General features: G+C 59.4%; 20 protein-coding genes and 2 pseudogenes. 12 read left to right on the top strand and 10 right to left on the bottom strand.

Translation table 11 applies throughout. The features are described from left to right. The first annotated feature begins 198 nt into the window (after positions 1–198). A complete protein-coding gene (locus tag NKI63_RS06005; protein ID WP_352820719.1) occupies positions 199–813 on the top strand; it encodes an alpha/beta hydrolase in 615 nt (204 codons plus the stop codon). A 317-nt stretch (positions 814–1,130) separates the two neighbouring features. On the opposite strand, the pseudogene NKI63_RS06000 reads toward NKI63_RS06005, so the two are convergent. The 3 genes and pseudogenes from NKI63_RS06000 to NKI63_RS05990 all read right to left on the bottom strand — a co-directional run. After that, positions 1,131–1,252, bottom strand: a pseudogene (locus NKI63_RS06000) (DUF4326 domain-containing protein); the annotation flags it as partial. A gap of 576 nt (positions 1,253–1,828) precedes the next feature. Continuing rightward, on the bottom strand, positions 1,829–2,545 hold the full coding sequence (locus NKI63_RS05995) for a pentapeptide repeat-containing protein (RefSeq protein WP_352820731.1): 717 nt from the start codon (positions 2,543–2,545) through the stop codon (positions 1,829–1,831). A 1,233-nt stretch (positions 2,546–3,778) separates the two neighbouring features. Continuing rightward, positions 3,779–3,940 carry a hypothetical protein gene (locus NKI63_RS05990; protein ID WP_352820715.1) on the bottom strand — a complete coding sequence of 54 codons (162 nt, stop codon included), beginning with the start codon at positions 3,938–3,940 and terminating at the stop codon, positions 3,779–3,781. Positions 3,941–4,164: 224 nt separating this feature from the next. Here NKI63_RS05990 and NKI63_RS05985 point away from each other — a divergent pair, with 224 nt between their 5' ends. Continuing rightward, complete coding sequence (locus tag NKI63_RS05985) at positions 4,165–4,836, top strand: Crp/Fnr family transcriptional regulator (protein ID WP_352478425.1); 672 nt, start codon at positions 4,165–4,167, stop codon at positions 4,834–4,836. A 36-nt stretch (positions 4,837–4,872) separates the two neighbouring features. On the opposite strand, the gene NKI63_RS05980 is transcribed toward NKI63_RS05985, so the two are convergent. Next, positions 4,873–5,100: a hypothetical protein gene (locus tag NKI63_RS05980; RefSeq protein WP_352820713.1), complete on the bottom strand. Its 228-nt coding sequence runs from the start codon at positions 5,098–5,100 to the stop codon at positions 4,873–4,875. An 81-nt stretch (positions 5,101–5,181) separates the two neighbouring features. On the opposite strand from NKI63_RS05980, the gene NKI63_RS05975 reads away from it, so the two are divergent. Beyond that, positions 5,182–5,454, top strand: a complete 273-nt coding sequence (locus NKI63_RS05975; protein ID WP_352478423.1) for a hypothetical protein — start codon at positions 5,182–5,184, stop codon at positions 5,452–5,454. A 517-nt stretch (positions 5,455–5,971) separates the two neighbouring features. Here the strand turns inward: NKI63_RS05975 and NKI63_RS05970 are convergent. The 3 genes from NKI63_RS05970 to NKI63_RS05960 form a co-directional block, all read right to left on the bottom strand. After that, the gene (locus NKI63_RS05970) at positions 5,972–6,151 is read right to left on the bottom strand and encodes a YodC family protein (protein WP_352478420.1); all 180 of its coding nucleotides are present in this window, start codon (positions 6,149–6,151) and stop codon (positions 5,972–5,974) included. A gap of 80 nt (positions 6,152–6,231) precedes the next feature. Beyond that, positions 6,232–6,441 (bottom strand): DUF982 domain-containing protein, encoded by a 210-nt coding sequence (locus NKI63_RS05965; protein WP_352753646.1) that lies wholly within the window; start codon positions 6,439–6,441, stop codon positions 6,232–6,234. A 126-nt stretch (positions 6,442–6,567) separates the two neighbouring features. Beyond that, positions 6,568–6,828 carry a hypothetical protein gene (locus tag NKI63_RS05960; protein WP_352478416.1) on the bottom strand — a complete coding sequence of 87 codons (261 nt, stop codon included), beginning with the start codon at positions 6,826–6,828 and terminating at the stop codon, positions 6,568–6,570. Positions 6,829–7,029: 201 nt separating this feature from the next. On the opposite strand from NKI63_RS05960, the gene NKI63_RS05955 reads away from it, so the two are divergent. After that, positions 7,030–7,191 (top strand): DUF6894 family protein, encoded by a 162-nt coding sequence (locus NKI63_RS05955; RefSeq protein ID WP_352702918.1) that lies wholly within the window; start codon positions 7,030–7,032, stop codon positions 7,189–7,191. 610 nt (positions 7,192–7,801) lie between these two features. Here NKI63_RS05955 and NKI63_RS05950 read toward each other — a convergent pair. Both NKI63_RS05950 and NKI63_RS05945 read right to left on the bottom strand, forming a co-directional pair. Next, positions 7,802–8,044, bottom strand: a complete 243-nt coding sequence (locus NKI63_RS05950) for a DUF982 domain-containing protein (RefSeq protein ID WP_352478412.1) — start codon at positions 8,042–8,044, stop codon at positions 7,802–7,804. 4 nt (positions 8,045–8,048) lie between these two features. After that, positions 8,049–8,225 carry a hypothetical protein gene (locus NKI63_RS05945; protein WP_352478410.1) on the bottom strand — a complete coding sequence of 59 codons (177 nt, stop codon included), beginning with the start codon at positions 8,223–8,225 and terminating at the stop codon, positions 8,049–8,051. 855 nt (positions 8,226–9,080) lie between these two features. Here NKI63_RS05945 and NKI63_RS05940 point away from each other — a divergent pair. The 3 genes and pseudogenes from NKI63_RS05940 to NKI63_RS05930 all read left to right on the top strand — a co-directional run bounded on the left by NKI63_RS05940 (position 9,081) and on the right by NKI63_RS05930 (position 11,011). Further along, a complete protein-coding gene (locus NKI63_RS05940; protein ID WP_352820711.1) occupies positions 9,081–9,719 on the top strand; it encodes a hypothetical protein in 639 nt (212 codons plus the stop codon). An 18-nt stretch (positions 9,720–9,737) separates the two neighbouring features. After that, positions 9,738–10,304, top strand: a pseudogene (locus tag NKI63_RS05935) (recombinase family protein); the annotation flags it as partial. A gap of 449 nt (positions 10,305–10,753) precedes the next feature. Next, the gene (locus NKI63_RS05930) at positions 10,754–11,011 is read left to right on the top strand and encodes a hypothetical protein (protein ID WP_352506247.1); all 258 of its coding nucleotides are present in this window, start codon (positions 10,754–10,756) and stop codon (positions 11,009–11,011) included. Positions 11,012–11,625: 614 nt separating this feature from the next. Here the strand turns inward: NKI63_RS05930 and NKI63_RS05925 are convergent. After that, positions 11,626–11,832, bottom strand: a complete 207-nt coding sequence (locus NKI63_RS05925) for a hypothetical protein (protein ID WP_352506248.1) — start codon at positions 11,830–11,832, stop codon at positions 11,626–11,628. Positions 11,833–12,311: 479 nt separating this feature from the next. Between NKI63_RS05925 and NKI63_RS05920 the strand changes: the two genes are divergently transcribed. From NKI63_RS05920 to NKI63_RS05900, 5 genes are all read left to right on the top strand, one after another. Next, positions 12,312–13,514: an ABC transporter substrate-binding protein gene (locus tag NKI63_RS05920; RefSeq protein ID WP_352478408.1), complete on the top strand. Its 1,203-nt coding sequence runs from the start codon at positions 12,312–12,314 to the stop codon at positions 13,512–13,514. Positions 13,515–13,591: 77 nt separating this feature from the next. Further along, positions 13,592–14,458, top strand: a complete 867-nt coding sequence (locus tag NKI63_RS05915; protein ID WP_352478406.1) for a branched-chain amino acid ABC transporter permease — start codon at positions 13,592–13,594, stop codon at positions 14,456–14,458. 5 nt (positions 14,459–14,463) lie between these two features. Further along, positions 14,464–15,438 carry a branched-chain amino acid ABC transporter permease gene (locus tag NKI63_RS05910; RefSeq protein ID WP_352702916.1) on the top strand — a complete coding sequence of 325 codons (975 nt, stop codon included), beginning with the start codon at positions 14,464–14,466 and terminating at the stop codon, positions 15,436–15,438. A 4-nt stretch (positions 15,439–15,442) separates the two neighbouring features. Continuing rightward, positions 15,443–16,222, top strand: a complete 780-nt coding sequence (locus NKI63_RS05905; protein ID WP_352478402.1) for an ABC transporter ATP-binding protein — start codon at positions 15,443–15,445, stop codon at positions 16,220–16,222. A gap of 2 nt (positions 16,223–16,224) precedes the next feature. Continuing rightward, entirely contained in the window at positions 16,225–16,947 is a 723-nt protein-coding gene (locus NKI63_RS05900; protein ID WP_352478401.1) for an ABC transporter ATP-binding protein, read from the top strand. Positions 16,948–16,950 lie beyond the last annotated feature (3 nt).

Here is a 16,950-nt window from a genome sequence, read left to right as displayed (position 1 = left end):
AAGACGTTCCTCCATCACCGAACACTCTCTCCACGGCATCAACACCTCCCGGCAAAAACCGAAAAGTGTTACCTATGTGTCCGGTACAAATCGTCACCTATGTCTCGGGCCGCTCAAATAAGGTACTGAAATAACTAGTAAATCATGCATGTGTGGTAGCGCCCCCAGACGGCTCCAGCTGGAGCAAGGTCATTTCCATTGCTGCAGAGCGCCGGACTTCGCGTCGTTGCCGTCCAGAACCCACTGACCTCGCTTGCAGACGACGTCGCTGCCACTGAACGGGCCATCGAGGCCGCGCCGGGAGATGTGATCCTCGTTGGCCACTCCTGGGGCGGAACGGTGATCACCGAGGGCGGAACGGCGGACAAGGTCAAAGCCTTGGTCTACGTTGCCGCCTTCGCCCTGCCGAAGGGCCAGTCAGCCACCAGCGCTACGGCGGGAAGTCCGCCGGCGCCTTGGACGTCGACCCTGCAGAAGGACAGCGGCGACTTCCTGACCGTACCCCAGGAGGGGCTGGGCAAGTATTTCGCTCAGGACGCGACGCCCGAGGAGGTTGCGGTTCTCGCGGCGACGCAGCAGCCATCGGCGGCCCGTCTCTTCGACGAACGGCTGACCCGGGCGGCGTCCGAGACCAAGCCCAGTTGGTTCGTGGTTGCGAAGGCTGACGGTGCGATCCCGCCGGCGTTCGAAGAGTCGATGGCCAAGGCCATCAAAGCGCATATCACCGAGCTCGAGGGCAATCACTTGATCATGTTGACCAAACCTCGTTCGGTCGCAGACGTGATCATCGACGCTGCAAAATCGGTGCGGTAGCTGTGACGGCGATGTCTCGATAGCGGTGGCAGCGCGCCTAGTGTGCGCTGTCGCTTAGGACTGTGCGAGTGGCGCCCTCTCGCGACCATCCAGCGACGCTTGCCGCGGGTCAAACTTAGCTATCCACATGCCATTGTGCGCCAAGGCCCGACACGGTGACTTACGGGCCCCTAGCGCGACTAATTCCGCTATGAAGGGACCCTGTCGATTTCAGTTCGTTGCTAGGTCTTTTGGTTCAATAGGTCCGCCAGCAAGTGCCTGCTTGGAACTACAGGCCAAGAGCGAGGGAGGGGGTTCGTTTCTTTCACTCCAAGGCGCCAGCAGGCGAGGTTCTTGTTGCGCAGCCGTCGGCGTTCTCGGCGACGAACTGGCATGTTCGCTCCATCGCCTCAATATCGGGATCGGCGCCGACGCGCAGAAGGCCGGCGAGCAGCGCCTGCACCTCAACGGTCAACGGTCACGATCTGCGCGAGATGGCCGTCGAGGAGCGCCGCGAGTTCCTGGGCGTCATCCCGCTGGACATCCGTATCCAGTTCAGCCAGGCGCTGCCGATGCGCTTCGATACCATGCCCTCCAGTCCGGCCTGATCGAGGAATATCACCTGCACGTGAGGCCGTTCGTGCTCGGCAGGGGCAAGCAAGGCCTCCGCTGCAACTGGTGTCGAGCACATTGATCGATGACGATACGGTTCATTTGATCTATGTGTGCCGCGAGACTGAACGATAAGGCGCTTCGGCGCCAACAGGCGAACCAACACGTACGTCCGCAATGGGCCTGATCCCGGACCTTCGCACCGAGGTCTCACATGTCCGCTCGCGTGCTGGGTACCCTAGCAGCGGACGGTCTGCTCGGCCCCATTTCTGCCGCCTCGGACCGCGTGGGTAGTGGAGAAATACGCCCGATTCCATTCATCCGCCCCCGGCTGTCGCAAAAGTTATATAGCGCAAACGATGACATAGGGGTTCTCAGTTTCATCCTGTCGGGCGCAGCATTGCCGCGGTTCGCTTGCCGACAACTATTCCTGCTGGAATTGACAGGGCCAATCTTCAGGCCTCGTCAGGCCAGAAGGCAACTCGGTCCGGGCGTCTCCGCAAGCCATGTTGAGCTGCCACTGGGACAGACCCACCGAATTGGAAAGGTCGACGCCCTCGATACGGGTCAGAAAGAAAAAGGCGCGGTCAAAGTCTATCGGCGCGGTGAACGTCGCTCCTTGGAAGTCCGCCCGTGCGAGATTGGCAAACGAGAAGCGGCTGCCGCTGATATCGGCGTCATGGAACTGCGCACGCCCCAATTCTGCCTTTGTGAAATCAACATTGGTCAGATTGGCGTCCTGGAAATTCGAGCGCTGCATTTCCGCGCTCGCAAACACAGCGCCCTGCGCGTCCATACGGCTGAAGTCGGTCCTGTAGCCCTCGATTCTGTCGAACCGGGCGCCTTTGGCGGTCGAGTCGGCCAGGGAAGCACGCACAAGCGTTGCCTTCTCAAGATTTGCCGCACGGAGATTGGTGTTCCTGAGGTCGGTCGAAGTGAAATCAACACCGAACAGGTTCGCCCCGCTCAGGTCCTGTCCGTCTAGGATGAGAAGCTTCTTGTCACACTCTTGCCAATTGACGCCAGGCGTCGCGGCGGCGTCGCAATTTTGAGCGGCAGCGGCGTTCTGCCAAGCAAACACAGTGCAAACCGCTAGAACCAAGCCGGATGCGCCGTAAGCTCTGGTTCGCCTCAAAGTCACAGACTGGAGGTAAGGTCGGCTCGCTGAAAGCACGGCAGGTGGCACGCGGCACATGCGCGACAACGGCGGTGGAGGGTTTGAGAGGGCCGGAGCCCCGACAGCTTTCGGGAGTTCGAACGATATAGTCGAACGGGCGAAATCGGGGCGCAAAGCTGCCATTCGGCACAAAGATAACAAATAGCATCGGCGATCGGCTGAAGCCGCTCCTTCTCAGTCTGCTGGCGAACCGCGTAACCGGGGCAGATTTCCGGGCGAAGGGGTTTGCAGGCGAGCGCGTTCGTGATTCACCCTATGCGTGACGCTACCACCGACTGATTCGTTTGAAGGCTGTCGCTCGCGGAACTCCGCGGGTTGGTTACTGCGCTGATCGGCGAAGTGCGCGGTCCAAACATGGTTCGAAGTGGTCGATCGCAGGGCCGCGTCGCACGGTGCAGAAGGCCATGCATCGTTGATTATGCGCAAACTGCTATCGCGCGCCTAGTCGGAACTCGCGCATCGAACAGTACATCACATCGTCCGTCCCCAGCGCACCGGCGGCCTCCCCGCTCGCAATCCAAATAGACGTCTTTCAGCTGTTTGATTGGCATGTCAGCGTGAGCGAACGCGAGGTCCTGGGCGTCAGAAGCCGACAATGAAGCCGGACTGATTGCGATCAGCACGGTGCCGAGCGTCACAGGCGCGAGGGACTTAACAACTGACATGATCATTTTGAGATCCTCCCCAGCTCCCGTCGGTCAACATCCAGTCCTTGGGGTCGCAGGTGTAGTGCCGTTCGAAGGTCCCGTCCGCGCGCCGCTGCTTGTCGAAACCTCGATGTAAGGCTCGATCGCGCGCTCGTGGACCAGCCAAAGGGGATCTCGGCCGAGGCGTAGCCACTGCCGGCGGCCAACCGTTTCGGGATCGAGGCCGAAGCGATCCTGGTGCGCTCGATCGTCGTGCCGGCCGCGCCTGCCTCCGCATGACGGATGGCGCGGCTTCGCAAATCGCACATGATTTCGTCACGTGAGATGCCGATGTCGCCAAGGACGTCATCGGGTAAACGGCTCAACTGGTCCGTTGCCGACAAGAGAGCTTTTCGCTCGGCGCGGAGGCGTAACCACCTGCGAAATGGACCAATGGCGGCAGCATGAATTATAACCATGATCAGATCCTCCCTTCATTGATCTGAATTGACCGGTACGGAACGGCGCGAACGGCACTCCGGGCGAGAGCGTCAGGCGTCCGCGAGGCAAATTAGGCGTAGTGGTCGATGGATTGGTTTTGCCGCGGCGTGCCCATACGGCGGGCGGTGGCTGGCCCCGGGCCACGCATGTAATAAAGCTCCGGGCGGTAGCGCGGCGCGACGAATTTGCGAAACCCCGCAGCAAGTTTTGTGACGGGAGCCAACAATTTCATGACTGTTCCCTTTCCCTTCGCCGGCTTGCGCACGAGCCGGCGGGCCTGACGTTGCAACAAGGATATGACAGTCGAACCAGGCTCGGCTGTGGGAATTCCCACACCGGGGAAAACATTGGCGAAATCCGCTCCCAGTTTGCATCCCGGAAAGCGGGACCTACGGCCATCAAATTTCCTTGGATAGGGAGTAAGGTGAAGTACACTTGATTGAACAAGAGACCGTTGTGACAGGCTCTCTGGCCTTCATCTCAAGACTTTGCGATGCCGACCTGGCCGCGCTGACCAAACGGTGGCACGAGCGCAGCTATCGACACAACGAGCTAATCATTTCCCACGGCGACACTGGTCGCGATGTCTTCTTCCTGCTGGAAGGACGTGCTCGCGTGACACTGGTTTCAGCGGACGGCAGGGAGATAGCGTATCGCGATGTCGAACCGGGTGACATTTTCGGGGAGCTCGGAGGCATTGACGGGATTGCACGCTCTGCCAGCGTAGTCGCGCTGGAGGCAACCCGCGCTGCACGGCTGTCCGGCACAGCATTCCGGGATATCGTGATGACCCACCCGACTTTTGCCTGGGTGCTGCTTGAGCATCTGTCTGCCCAGCTCCGGCGCATGACCGAGCGGGTATTCGAATACAGCACTCTGGTCGTGCGAAAACGGCTGATCGTCGAGATCCTGCATCGGGCGGAGAAAGCCGCACTCGTGGACGGCGAGGTGTCCATAAGCCCGGCACCGACGCATTCCGAGCTGGCGGCAACAATGAGCACGCACAGGGAAGCGGTCTCGCGCGAAATGAGCGACCTCGCCAAGAGAGGCCTGATCGAAAAGCGCGGCAGCAGGTTATTGCTGCATGACGTCTCGGCACTACGGGCGCTGGTCGACAAGAAGGAATAGCGAAGGCTGTCGCTGCGGCGGGGGGCACCGCACGTTTCATACTCCTCGGCCGCAAGTGAAGCGTTCCCGCATCTCCCGGTTCAAGGTGATAAAGGCGCTCCCGACATAGCGTCCTGTGCCACGCTCGGCCATTAGGGCGAAAGCCGGCTCGGCGTAGATGATCGACTGGATGTAGAACGCTTCGTGAGGGGGATAAATCCCGCCATACTGAACTGCAGTCAGCGTCTCCCGCCCTTTCCGAGTGTCTTCGTCCAAACCTTCCACGGCAATGCTCCCGATCCCGTCTTCTGGCCCCACTTAGTCCTTCCCGAGGACAAGGCGCAATCGTCGGTCGAAGTAACGCTTGTGAAAGACCTCACGGCCGCTCCGGAGCTTATAGGTCGTCCAGAAGTAAATGGCGTTTCTGTTGCTGCCGGCGAGATCAATCCCGGCCATTGCCTCCATGTTCGGCCTCGAAGCGGTTCGGCGGCATTCCTCAAGAAGTGCCTCGAATGGCACCGTCAGAAACTGCTTCAGTTCCGCTTCCGCGAACAGGTCCTCCACGGGATCGAACTTGCCGATGCCGACCCGCTCGCATTCGCCCAGCGGCCTAGCTGGCTTAATGCTGCGAAACGCTAGTTCAAAACCCCTGATTTCCCCCCTCCACCGGTCGCCGGTCCATCACCTCGCATACCCGCGCGGCGTGTTCAGGTTTGACACGGGGACCCAGGCACACGCGACGAAGCGCATCGTCGAGAAAGTGCTTAGGCCCGGCTTGGCCAGTAACGAAGCGCCATTCCTTCTCGTGAGCCCATTCACCGCGCTTGCGCGTGATGCGAGCAATCACCGCCTCTTCGAGATGCTGCGCCCCCATGTCGGCGAGCGTGAGCGATGGCAGAGCGTTGCGCGCGCATAGGTCACCGGGCGCAGTTTCTCTGCATGGAAGTCACTGATCATGAGGTCAGCAGTATCGAACTCTAGGCACATGCCCGCGAAGTTGCTGCCGTGATAAGCCCACATCGGCAGATGGGTGGGCCGATCTTGCTCATGAGGTTCTGGGCTTTGGTAACGTTCTCCAAGATCAGCGCCATCAAGCAATGCTCCGTTCGTAACAATCAAAGGCAACGTGGGACCCCCTGTCAGGAAGGCGCGGCGACTACTTCGGCACGGCTTTGAGCATTTCACCTTTAATCCTGACGGTCTCAAGCTTGTACGCCCCGCCGTCGTTGTTGAACCATTGACACATAAACCCGCCGGCACTCTGCGCCTCGTTGATCGTCATGTTAGGACCGCCAGACTTTAGCTCCACCACATCGCCAACTTTGAAATCAGACATAAATTCTCTCCCAATGTTTGAGAACGACCAGTAATCAGACGTGGGACGCGGTGGAAAGCGGAATGGAGACCTAGCTAGATTTAGCGTAGCACCCCCTCCTCCTCGGCAGCGGCCTCGAAGGCTTTACGAACATCCCTGGGTGACACCCGGCCCTCAAAGGCGTCGCTGCAGGCTTGCACCGCCAGATTCCACTTCGGTCCCCTCTCGGTCCACTTCATGAGTTCCTCGGCGGCACCCTCGACATTGTTGCAGCCGTAGGTGACCCCAAGTCGGTCAGTCTTGACGTACACCGGAGGGGAGAACCAATGGGTTGCCATGAGGGGGCCGCTCTGCGCTCATCATCGAAGACCGTGGGCATACCGCTTCGCGAACCTGAGGTCCGCTTTTCGTTGCCAGACGGGCAGAGCGCCTAAACTTCAAATCGCACGGCCCAGAGCAGATGAAACTACAGCCGCATGTGTTGCCGGCAGTTCGAACAGCATGGGCAGGTGGCGACACTCGGCTTCGTCCACGATCAGCGCCTCAATAGTCGCGATGGAAAGATGGCTTCTGAGGCGCAGCCGGACAACCGCGGCGAGCTTGTGAACGGGCACCGGTACCGCCCCGGCGTACTGGTCTAGAAGATTGTTGATCTCGGCAACTACTTTTGGATCGACGGCGTGGGGCAATGGCAGCATGAGAGCGCTTCCTTTCGGAAGTAACTCTAAGCCGATCGGGGCGATGAGTCTTGGCGGGTACGTTTTTAACCAAATGTCGCGGACATCATTAGACGTCAGGTCACGCTCGTTAGCGTTGCGCGCATTAGAGCGGCCAGCGCCCGCTGCACAGCCAATCGCAACGCAAGCGTGAACCATTCTCGCGTTACTGTGTTTGTAGGGATGCCGCGCTATTTCTTCGACTTCACCGACACTGGCAAAGTCTTCCTTGACGTTGTTGGTACCGATCTCCCGGACCTCGAAGCTGCAAAGGCGGAGGCGGTAAAGGCCTTGGTTGAGATTACCAAGGATAAGCTGCCGGATGGCCCTTTCGAGAATTTGTGATGACCGTTCGCGACGAGTCCAACGAAACGTTCTTAGAGGCTATGATCAAGTTTGAGATGCGGGCGCGCTAGCTCTGCAAAGATGGTTTCCGATTGGTATCACTTGATAGACAGCTCTCGCTTACAAATAGACAGTTCTCGGTTGAATGAGCGTCGCGCGCGCACAGACATCGATGACCTTCGGCTCTCACTTGATGAAACCCGCCGCGTAATTGCGGCATCCCGTAAGCTGCTGGACCGGATGGCGAACCGGTTCGATGAACACGAGTGGAGGGTTCCTACTCTGGTGAGAGATACACCTTGGCTTCCTTGGCGGCAGCCTCAAAGCCCTTTCGTACCACCTGAGGGTCAATCGGATCGCTCTCTAGATCTGACAGGCAAAGGTTCACCGCCTTGTGCCAGCGGGTCCTCTGCGGGTCCACCTCTTGAGTTGCTCAAGGGCTGCCCTCGCATTGTTGCAGCCATGCCTGTCGCCGGTCTCAGTCTTCACGAACACGGGAGGGACGAACCAATGGGTTGCCATTGAGGGATAATTAGAGGGGGTGGAATGTTTGGTAGAGATGTCTGGGCCGGTGATCGAATTTGGCTCGCGCGAAGAGCGATGCGACCTGCTAATCAGGAAAAAGCCTACCCTCCTCCTTAGCGGCAGCCAGGAATGCCTTACGGGCCTCCTCAGCTTCCATCTCGTCGAATATCACGGCCATGCAAACGCTCACCGCGAGGTCCCAGCAAGGGCCACGCTTCGTCCACTTCAGCAGCTCCTCGCCGGCTGTCTCGGCGTTGTTGACGTTGCGAAGGGTCCCGGGACGCTCGGTCTTGACGGGGACCGGAGGGGAGAACCAATGGAGTGCCATACAGTCACTCTTTGTCGGCCCTATCAAGTTCCTGCAGCAAATGCTTTTGCTCAGCCGGCAGCTCCCGTTCTACGGGCAGATTTAGCAGGTTGCGAAGGTGATTGCGGATTACCTCTGAAGTGATCCACCGCCGCACAACTTCGGCAATAACCTTCTGTTTGGCTTTATCGATTTCAGCCATGTTCGGGCCTGCATGCTTAAAAGGACCGAACTGCACCGCGAGCGGATTTGTTCCTTTGAATGATGGGCGGAATGTTTGGTAGAAATTTCTCAGCAGGGGATCGGATTACTGGCTCGCGCGAGGACCCCCTGCCCTCTCGACCCTATAGAGCGCGCCTCGATCCGCCTTTGGTCCCACAACCCCGGATCGGTCGTCCCGACGTACACCTGAGGTCGAACCAATGGGCTGCCGGGAGGACTATTCGTGGAGGTCGAACGCGACTGACAGTCCGAAGGCCGGGGCCGCAGTGACTATAAGGTAGACCAGCTCATCGTCAGTAACCAGCAGATACGAAGAGTCTCGGCGTATCTCTGCGATGGTCTCCTTTACGGATAAGACTTCACCGCGAGAGGCTTGCAGGATCACTTTCTGAACAAGGTCCTTCGTGGCAGCTGCGGCGGGTGGAGAGTTCGGTTGATCGCCCATCCTGGGAGCCCCCTCAAGCTAAACCCAAGCGATCATTGATGATCCACAGTGGTAAAAAATCAACATACGATTTCGTGTGAAGGGGGCGGAATGTTTGGTAGAAATTTCTGAGCGGGGGATCGGATAACTGGCTCGCGCGAGACTCCCCCATGCGCCCTTCGCTTTCCGCCAGCGAGGCCGTAACATGTTGTGTCGGAGAGTTGGACCCCAACATGGTGAGTCTGAGCCAGAAGTTACGGAGCAAGCAGCCGTTCTGCATCTATTGTGCCGGATCGACTCGCGGCGTCGACATCGACCACGTACCGCCAAGGGGGCTGTTCGATGGAAAGTGGCGACCGAAGGGCGGGGAAGTGACTACCTGCAAGCAATGTCACTGAAGGGACACGCGAGATGGACGATGTCGCGGCGTTCGCAAGCCGCTTCCTGCCCAACCCGACGACGGCTGAACAGCATGACGACGTCAAGCGGTCGATCAAATCTGTGTACCGAAACTATCCCAGCCTAATCGCCGAACTGGGCAGACCGAAGGAGGACGGCCGCTACGTTGAAGGGCGGAGGAGTGCTGGCGGCGAACGGGCCGATCATGTCCTCCGTAATGACTACCTTCGCCGCTCGCATGGGTTTGCCCTTCACCACTGGGTTACTGGGGAGATTGTCGGCCCGGCTGGTGGCGTGTTTGCGCGATGGCATTCAAACTATGAACGATTTCAAGGCCGGCTGCCCCAAGCATTTCTGGACATCCTCGGGGCGGATTACACCATGTCGCAGGGCCGGAAGAATGTGGGAGATCAGTTCAGCTTCAGGTTTGTCAAAGGCATGGAGCTTGGGGTGACCGGGTATTGGGCAACGTTTCGGCAATCGTTCGCGGTCATGGCGTCCGTCTCCCAAAACATGGCTGAACTTCGAGACGCGCCCCCTTACCTTGTGCGGCGACCGGGGTTCCTCAAAGGCCATTCCGTCAAGTTCTTGGGGTCTTGGCCCGGTCAGTACGGTCGGCCGTTCCTGACGCCCTATTCCTTCACCAAGTGACCCACCGAGGCGCCAGGACGGGCAAGGGAAGACCTTGAACGATTCGCAAAAGAGCGCGGTCTGGCGGTGGCCGCCTGGTATGAAGAGAACGAGAGTGGGGCAACCTTGAAGCGTCCTGAGCTGGATCGGCTCATGCGCGATTGTCATCCCCAAGACGTGCTGTTGGTGGAGCAAGTTGATCGTCTTTCCCAGTTGAACGAGGCCGATTGGGAGAAGCTGAGAGCCGACCTGAAGGCGAAGCAGGTGCGCGTCGTGGCGCTGGACCTGCCGACATCCTGGCAGGCTGTCAGTGATGGAGGCGACGAGTTCTCCCGGCGCATGGCCGAGGCGATCAATAGTATGATGCTGGACATGCTCGCAGCCATTGCCCGCAAGGACTACACCGACCGAAGAACGAGGCAGGTCCAAGGGATCGAGAAGGCCAAGGCCGACGGGCGTATGCGGGGCCGGCAGGAGGACGCGAAGCGGAACGCCGCCATCTCGGCGATGCTGAAGACGGGCGCAAGCTGGAATCAGATTGTCGACGTAATGGGCTGCTCTCGGGCGACCGTGGCGAAGCTGGCAAAGCGGGACAGGGCAGCGTAGCGAGGAGCGCTCCCGCGACACCTTGCCTGCTTATCGCCATTCATGCGACCGCGTATGCGGGGTGGCTATTTTGAAGACCAGAAATTTTGCAGATGGATCACACTACCCCTATCGTGACCGAACTCGATGACGGAGAGGAAGAGCGCGACAGTCCCTTCAATGCCTATCGGTTCGCCGCATCGGAGAACACCAAGGGTATCGTCCAGGAAGCGGATCGGGCTGCTCCTGAACTGCGAGGCCCATGTCGGGCTCAGGACGAACAAGCGCCGGAACCGGGATCAGGAAACATTCGACCTGACCGTTGACGCCGTTCTGTCGGGCCTCATGCACCATCACGTCGCCGAGGATCCAGGCGCTCCAACCGCGTTCTCGGCACAAAGAGCCGCTATCGACCACGCGTGTACAGCAAGATGTTCCCACACATTCTCGACCTCATGGCGAAGCCAGAGATGGATTATATCGAACAGCAGATCGCTGCGCCGGTGGAAGGCGCTGCCAGGGCGACGGTCATCCGGTCCGGTCTCCGGCTTCTTGACCGGATCGCTGAGCATGGGGTCGGAATCGATGACCTCGACGAACATCCGCACGGCGAGACCATTGTTCTGAAGCGCGTCAAGCTGGTGTCTACAAGATACTCAGCCAGAACAGGGCTGGCACCTCGATCTGCCGCCTTTTCTCGTTGCGGAAACGTGTATGCTGCAGCTTAGCGCGCTGTTTCCGCCCGGGTGGAGCTAGGCTGTCAGTTTAGTGAAGTCGTGGCGCCGCGCGCGAACATGTGCCAGCAAATTCGTTTCGTTTACGACCCCTGATTGAAAGAGATTCAGCGTGGTCGAGACCAGAATCTGACCGTCTATCGAAGTGCTGTACCATTTAGCGTCGGCGGTTATCTGGTCGACAACCCGCTGGCAAATCGCCCGATCTTTAGGTCTAAGGAACTGACTTTTCAGCACTGGTAGCATCTCGATGCCTTTAAAGGGGAGTCACTTGTCTCCCACGCGACCACGCGTGGGTCTCCCGAGAATGGATACTAAACGCATCTGGACAGAAAATTGCCATTCGTTTGAGCGGTACCGATGCGGGGCGTTGGGTCGATGACGTGGTTGCGATCCCGGCCGCGGTACGGAGGCGGGTCACCGACGACCGCCTCAGGGATACACGCACTTCCTTAGGGGGCGGCCCAGCGGCTTGGGTTAGGGGGCCGCTTGGCCTGACCAGCGAGCGTTCGGGAATGCTCGACTGACTGGTTAGTACATTAGACAAATCTAATGTACTTGAACCATGCGAACAAAGTACGCGGCGGTAAGAAAGTGGCTGGCACGATTCACTTACCGCGCGCTTTTGCCTTGGGTTCTGGCGAGCTTTCTGACGGGTTTGCAGCCAATTTTGCAGATCGCCGATCTGTTACCCACAGGGACTTTTTCCTCGCCACCAAATCATCACGATCGCCCTCAGCGGTCGCTCGGCTATGCATCGCAGCTGTGGCGTAGTCGGCTCTGTTGGTTCGATAGTCTTCTTTTTGGACAGTCATCGTTTGCTCCCAGTTTCATAGCCCGTCTTTTTGCCCTGGCGGGGAGATTAACTGCCGGTGCCTTACGCGAGTCAATCGATTAAACGACCACCCCGCAGTCGCGAGGGACGGGAAGCAAGCCGACAATTTTGACGTTGGAACGGCTTACAAAGTGCCGGCAACACAGCCGCCCTTTTGTCGGTGTGCGTTGATCGCGTCCATGTTGCCCTTCAGCTCCCCGATACGAGCATGCGCTGAGGGCGGGACGAAGTCTATGTGCCTTGATGGGATGCGGATTATATTCCTATTTTGTGGATGCCGCACCATCGCCGACACGAAGCCGTGCCGGTCCTACGTCCTTCCTCTACGACCGCACAAGATTGTCAACAATCTGTAAAAGTTTTGTTGACAGATAATTGATTTGAGCCTTGACTCACAAAAGTCCGCGTATCGGTCGAGTTCTGTCGCAACAATGCGCGGCCTCCAAAGGGGAAAGAACAATGATCAACAGACGTTCAATAATCACATTCGCCGCACTCGGCGCCGTCTCTGCGCTGGCAATCATGGCCGGCGGCACAATCACAGTGCAAGCCGCCAACAAGGAACTCAAGATCGGCTTTGTCGGCGTGACGAGTGGCGCGGCCGCTGCGTGGGGCACATCCAACGTCCGCTCGATGCAGACGCGCGCCGCCTGGATCAACGAAACCGGCGGGGTGAAGATTGGTGACGAGACCTATGACATCAAAATCGTCACCTTCGACGATCAGAAGGACCCGAAGCGGGCGATCGCCGGCATGGAGAAGATGGCCCAGGAGGGCATCCACTATGTCGTCGGTCCGAATGTCGACGACGGCGCGGCGGCGGTGCGTCCCGTGGCAGAATCCAAGGGCATCATCTATTTTCCTTACGCATTCCCGAAGGAACTCTACACCCCGCCGGCGTCCAACGCCGTGCTCGGCATGATCGCCAACTACCAGTCAGCTCCGGCGATCTACAAATATCTCATGGAAAACAGGGGCGTGAAAAAAGTCGCCTTTGTCGCCGCCAACGAATCCGATCCGCTGAGTCAACGGGATGGCGGTGTTGCCGCGGCAAAGGCGCTCGGGCTTGAGGTTGTAGCTGCCACGGACGTCTACCAAAACGATACCCGCGATTTCACGCCGGTACTGACGCCGATCGTTTTGCAAAAACCGGACCTGCTGGTGCTTTCGGGTGTCGCGCCCGGCAATGCTCCGCTGCTGATCCGCGCCGCGCGCGAGCTCGGCTACGAAGGTCTGATCTCCACCGAAACGGCGCAGGATGCCAAGGTGCTGGAAGAGGGCGCGGGCGAGTTGGCCAACGGTTTCATCTCAGTCGGCGGCGCATCGACGCCCGAAATCGCATCCGACATGATGAAGGAGTTCGTCGACCGCTATACGAAAATGTTTGGCGAATACAATGACGAGTCCAACACCAAGGTCTACGCGCTCGAATACATCATCGAGACGCTGAAGGCGAACCCGGCCGCGATCGACAATGTCGAGGAGTTCAAGAAGACGATCGACACTTTCTCGGCGCCCAATCCCTATCTGAAGGGCGATGCCAAGCTGACCTATGTCGGAATGACGTCGTTTGGCCAGAAGCGCCAGCTTTCGGTCCCGATGGTGGTCACGGAATACCGCGACGGCAAGTTCGAGACGCTCTTCGTCGCTCAAGTCGATTGACGCAATTGCACTGAAGCGGATTGCCGCAGAGGCTCGTGCATTCGCCTTGAGCCTCTGAATGGACGGGAACCATCCTGATGGAACAAGTCATCGCCAACGGGCTTTATCTTGGTGCGCAATACGCCTTGATCGCGCTCGGTCTGACCCTGATCTTCGCTCTGATGAACGTGCTAAACTTTGCCCATGGGCAGATGTACGTTCTCGGTGGCTTCATCACCTACACCGTCTATGGCCAGCTCGGCATGCCTTTCGTCGTCGCGCTCGTCGCGTCCGGGATCACGCTGCTGGTCATTGGAGCGCTGGTCGAGAAATTCCTTTTCAGAACGGTGATTAGGCGAAGCGTGCGGGAGGAAAGTACGATGCTTCTCGCGGCGGCGGTCGCATTCTTCCTCGACGCCGTGATCCTCCTCCTGTTCGGCGAAAAGCAGCGCGGCGTGCCGAAGATCGTCAACGGCGTCTTCGTCTCCGACAGCCTCATAATGCCTTACGACCGGCTGCTGGTCGGCGCACTCGCCATACTGTTCATCGCCTCCTTCGTGCTTTTCATGCAGTACAGCAAGCCGGGACGCGCCATGCGGGCGCTGGCGCAGGACCGGGTCGCGGCACAGCTTATGGGCGTCGAGGTCGACCGCTATTCGATGATCGGCTTTGCGCTCGGCGCGATGCTTGCCGGCATAGTCGGCGGGCTGCTGGTCGCCATCACCGGCGTCAATTCGGGCATCGGCGGGCCGATCTCGATCAAGGCGTTCTTGATGGTGATGATCGGCGGCGCCGGCGTGGTCAGCGGAGCGATCGCCGGCGGCTTCATCCTCGGCATGATGGAATCGGTCGGCCTGACGGTGCTACGCCAATATGGCGACGTCACTTATCTCGTCATCTTCGCCGCGCTGATGGTGTTCCTGAGCATCCGCCCGAACGGGCTCATGGGCAAGCCGTGGGGGTGATCGACATGAAGCGTACACGCAACATCCTCGGCGTCGCTGTCTTCCTGCTGGTCGTACTCATCGGCGTGCCCTGGCTGATCGAGGCGACGGGTCGGCTCGACCTCTACTACACGCTGACTTCGGTCGCGCTGCTCAGCATCGCCAGCGCCGGGGTGTGGGTGACTTTCTACATCGGCCGCATCAATATCGGCCAGGGTGCCTTCGCGCTTATGGGCGGCTATGTTTCGGCCATCCTTGTCGTCCAGTATGGTGTGTCGTTCTGGCTGACACTGCCGCTGGCTGGGCTATTCTGCGCCGCTGCAAGCGTGCTGATCGGGCTGCCCATCCTCAGGCTTCGCGGCGTCTATTTCGCCATGGTCACGCTGGTTTTGACCGAAGTGGCGCGGCTGCTCGCACTGGCACTGCCGATCACCAACGGAGCCAAGGGCATGGTCAGCATTCCGCTCCCCGGCGGCATCTCGATATTCGGGCTGACCATCCTTCCGGATTTCGCGACGCTCGCCAATCCGCGTCCCGCCTTCTATCTGGTGTCGGTTGTGCTGATGGTGCTGTGCTTTGCAGCGCTCTACCGCCTAGTCCATTCGCGCATCGGCAAACTCTGCCAGTCGTTGCAGCAGAACGAGGAACTGGCCTCCTCGATCGGCGTCAATATCGCCTATCTGCGCGTCATCGCCTACGCCATCTCCTCGTTCCTCGGCGGTCTCGGCGGCGCGATGTTCGTCGCCATCTCTCAGTCGATCTATCCGTCCAGCTTCACCGTCACCGACTCGGTGAACTTCATGCTGAACTGCTTCCTCGGCGGGCTCAGCTACGTCTTCGGGCCGATGATCGGCACCTTCGTGCTCTATTTCGGCTGGGATTTCCTGTTCGAGACCGGCGAGTTCCAGTTGCTGATCTTCTCGTCGGTGCTGATCGCGCTGATGCTGTTCCTTCCCAACGGCCTGCTCAGCCTCCGGCTGTTCGGCAGGAAGCAGGGCTAGGACCATGACTGACCTTCTCCAGATCAAGGCAGTGACCAAACGCTTCGGCGGGCTGGTCGCGGTCAACAATGTTTCCTTCGCGGTCCGCGAACGCGAGATCCTTTCCGTCATCGGCCCCAACGGCGCCGGCAAATCGACGCTGTTCAAGCTGATTTCCTCTTTTCTCAATCCGACCTCGGGCGAAGTGCTGTTCCGGGGAGAGCGGATTTCAGGCCTGGCGCCGCATATCGTCGCCCGGAAGGGCGTCGTGCGCACGTTCCAGGAGACGACGATCTTCAAGGGCATGACGGTGCGCGACAATGTCATAATCGCGCATCACCTGCGTTCCAATGCCAGCCTTGCCGGCTTCTATCTCGGCACGAATACCGCACGGCGCGACGAAGATGAATTCGGCCGCTCGGCCGACGAGATCATCGACTTCCTCGGTCTCGGCGCGCAACGGCATGAGATCGCCAGCACGCTGCCGCACGGCCATCTGCGCGCGCTCGGGATTGCCATCGGGCTCGCCACGAACCCGACCGTCCTTCTGCTCGACGAGCCCTTCGCTGGCATGAACCATGACGAAACCGTGCGCGCGGTGGAGATGGTGCGCGGCGTGCGGAAGCGCGGCGTGACTGTCCTGCTGGTCGAGCACGATATGCCCGCCGTCATGAACATTTCCGACCGAATCGTCGTCCTGAACTTCGGTGTGAAAATCGCCGAGGGAACGCCGAAGGAAATCCAGGAGAACGAAAAGGTCATCGAGGCCTACCTCGGCGCCGAAGATGAGACGATCGGATTTTAGCCATGAGCGAACTGCTGAAAGTCTCCGACGTCGAACTCTACTACGACCATGTCTATGCACTGAAGGGTGTGTCGCTCAACGTCAACGAGGGCGAGACCGTCGCGCTAATCGGCGCGAACGGCGCGGGCAAATCTTCGATCCTGCGCGCCATCACCGGCCTGAAGAAGGTCCGCAGCGGCGAGATTCATTTCCAGGGCCACCGCATCGACGGAACGCGCCCTGACGAGCTGGTCAGGATGGGCATCGCCATGGTGCCGGAGGGTCGGCGCGTCTTTTCCTACATGACGGTGCGCGACAATCTGATGATGGGCGCCTTCACCCGCATCGACAAGGCCGAAATCGCAAGGACGCTGGACATGGTGCTCGGGCGCTTCCCGCGCCTGAAGGAACGCTATTCCCAGACGGCGGGTACGATGAGCGGCGGCGAACAGCAGATGCTGGTGATCGGGCGGGCGCTGATGGCCAAACCGAAGCTTCTGCTGCTCGATGAACCCTCGCTCGGCGTCGCGCCGAAGCTCGTTCAGGACATCGCCCGCTCCATCGTGGCGATCAATCGCGACGAAAAGGTCAGTGTTCTCTTGGTCGAGCAGAATTCGCGCATGGCGCTGCGCATCTCGCAGCGCGCCTACGCACTGACGACCGGAAAGATCGCGCTGGCCGGACATTCGGCTGAGCTGCTTGGCGACGACCGGGTCAAGAAACTCTATCTCGGCGGCGAAATATGAAAG

Source organism: Mesorhizobium sp. M0410, from assembly GCF_040321435.1.
Classification (GTDB): Bacteria; Pseudomonadota; Alphaproteobacteria; order Rhizobiales; family Rhizobiaceae; genus Mesorhizobium.
Note: the sequence above shows the minus strand (reverse complement) of the source record. Positions and strands in the feature narration are given on the sequence as shown.

Excerpts from the sequence above, each read along its gene's own strand:
- NKI63_RS05960 (WP_352478416.1), bottom strand. The coding sequence starts at position 6,828 with ATGCTGCCATTGCCCCACGCCGTCGATCCAAAAGTAGTTGCCGAGATC.
- NKI63_RS05910 (WP_352702916.1), top strand. The coding sequence starts at position 14,464 with ATGAAGCGTACACGCAACATCCTCGGCGTCGCTGTCTTCCTGCTGGTC.
- NKI63_RS05915 (WP_352478406.1), top strand. The coding sequence starts at position 13,592 with ATGGAACAAGTCATCGCCAACGGGCTTTATCTTGGTGCGCAATACGCC.
- NKI63_RS05905 (WP_352478402.1), top strand. The coding sequence starts at position 15,443 with ATGACTGACCTTCTCCAGATCAAGGCAGTGACCAAACGCTTCGGCGGG.
- NKI63_RS05930 (WP_352506247.1), top strand. The coding sequence starts at position 10,754 with ATGGATTATATCGAACAGCAGATCGCTGCGCCGGTGGAAGGCGCTGCC.
- NKI63_RS05900 (WP_352478401.1), top strand. The coding sequence starts at position 16,225 with ATGAGCGAACTGCTGAAAGTCTCCGACGTCGAACTCTACTACGACCAT.
- NKI63_RS05950 (WP_352478412.1), bottom strand. The coding sequence starts at position 8,044 with ATGGCACTCCATTGGTTCTCCCCTCCGGTCCCCGTCAAGACCGAGCGT.
- NKI63_RS05955 (WP_352702918.1), top strand. The coding sequence starts at position 7,030 with ATGCCGCGCTATTTCTTCGACTTCACCGACACTGGCAAAGTCTTCCTT.
- NKI63_RS05990 (WP_352820715.1), bottom strand. The coding sequence starts at position 3,940 with ATGAAATTGTTGGCTCCCGTCACAAAACTTGCTGCGGGGTTTCGCAAA.
- NKI63_RS05940 (WP_352820711.1), top strand. The coding sequence starts at position 9,081 with ATGGACGATGTCGCGGCGTTCGCAAGCCGCTTCCTGCCCAACCCGACG.
- NKI63_RS05920 (WP_352478408.1), top strand. The coding sequence starts at position 12,312 with ATGATCAACAGACGTTCAATAATCACATTCGCCGCACTCGGCGCCGTC.
- NKI63_RS05945 (WP_352478410.1), bottom strand. The coding sequence starts at position 8,225 with ATGGCTGAAATCGATAAAGCCAAACAGAAGGTTATTGCCGAAGTTGTG.
- NKI63_RS05970 (WP_352478420.1), bottom strand. The coding sequence starts at position 6,151 with ATGTCTGATTTCAAAGTTGGCGATGTGGTGGAGCTAAAGTCTGGCGGT.
- NKI63_RS05925 (WP_352506248.1), bottom strand. The coding sequence starts at position 11,832 with ATGACTGTCCAAAAAGAAGACTATCGAACCAACAGAGCCGACTACGCC.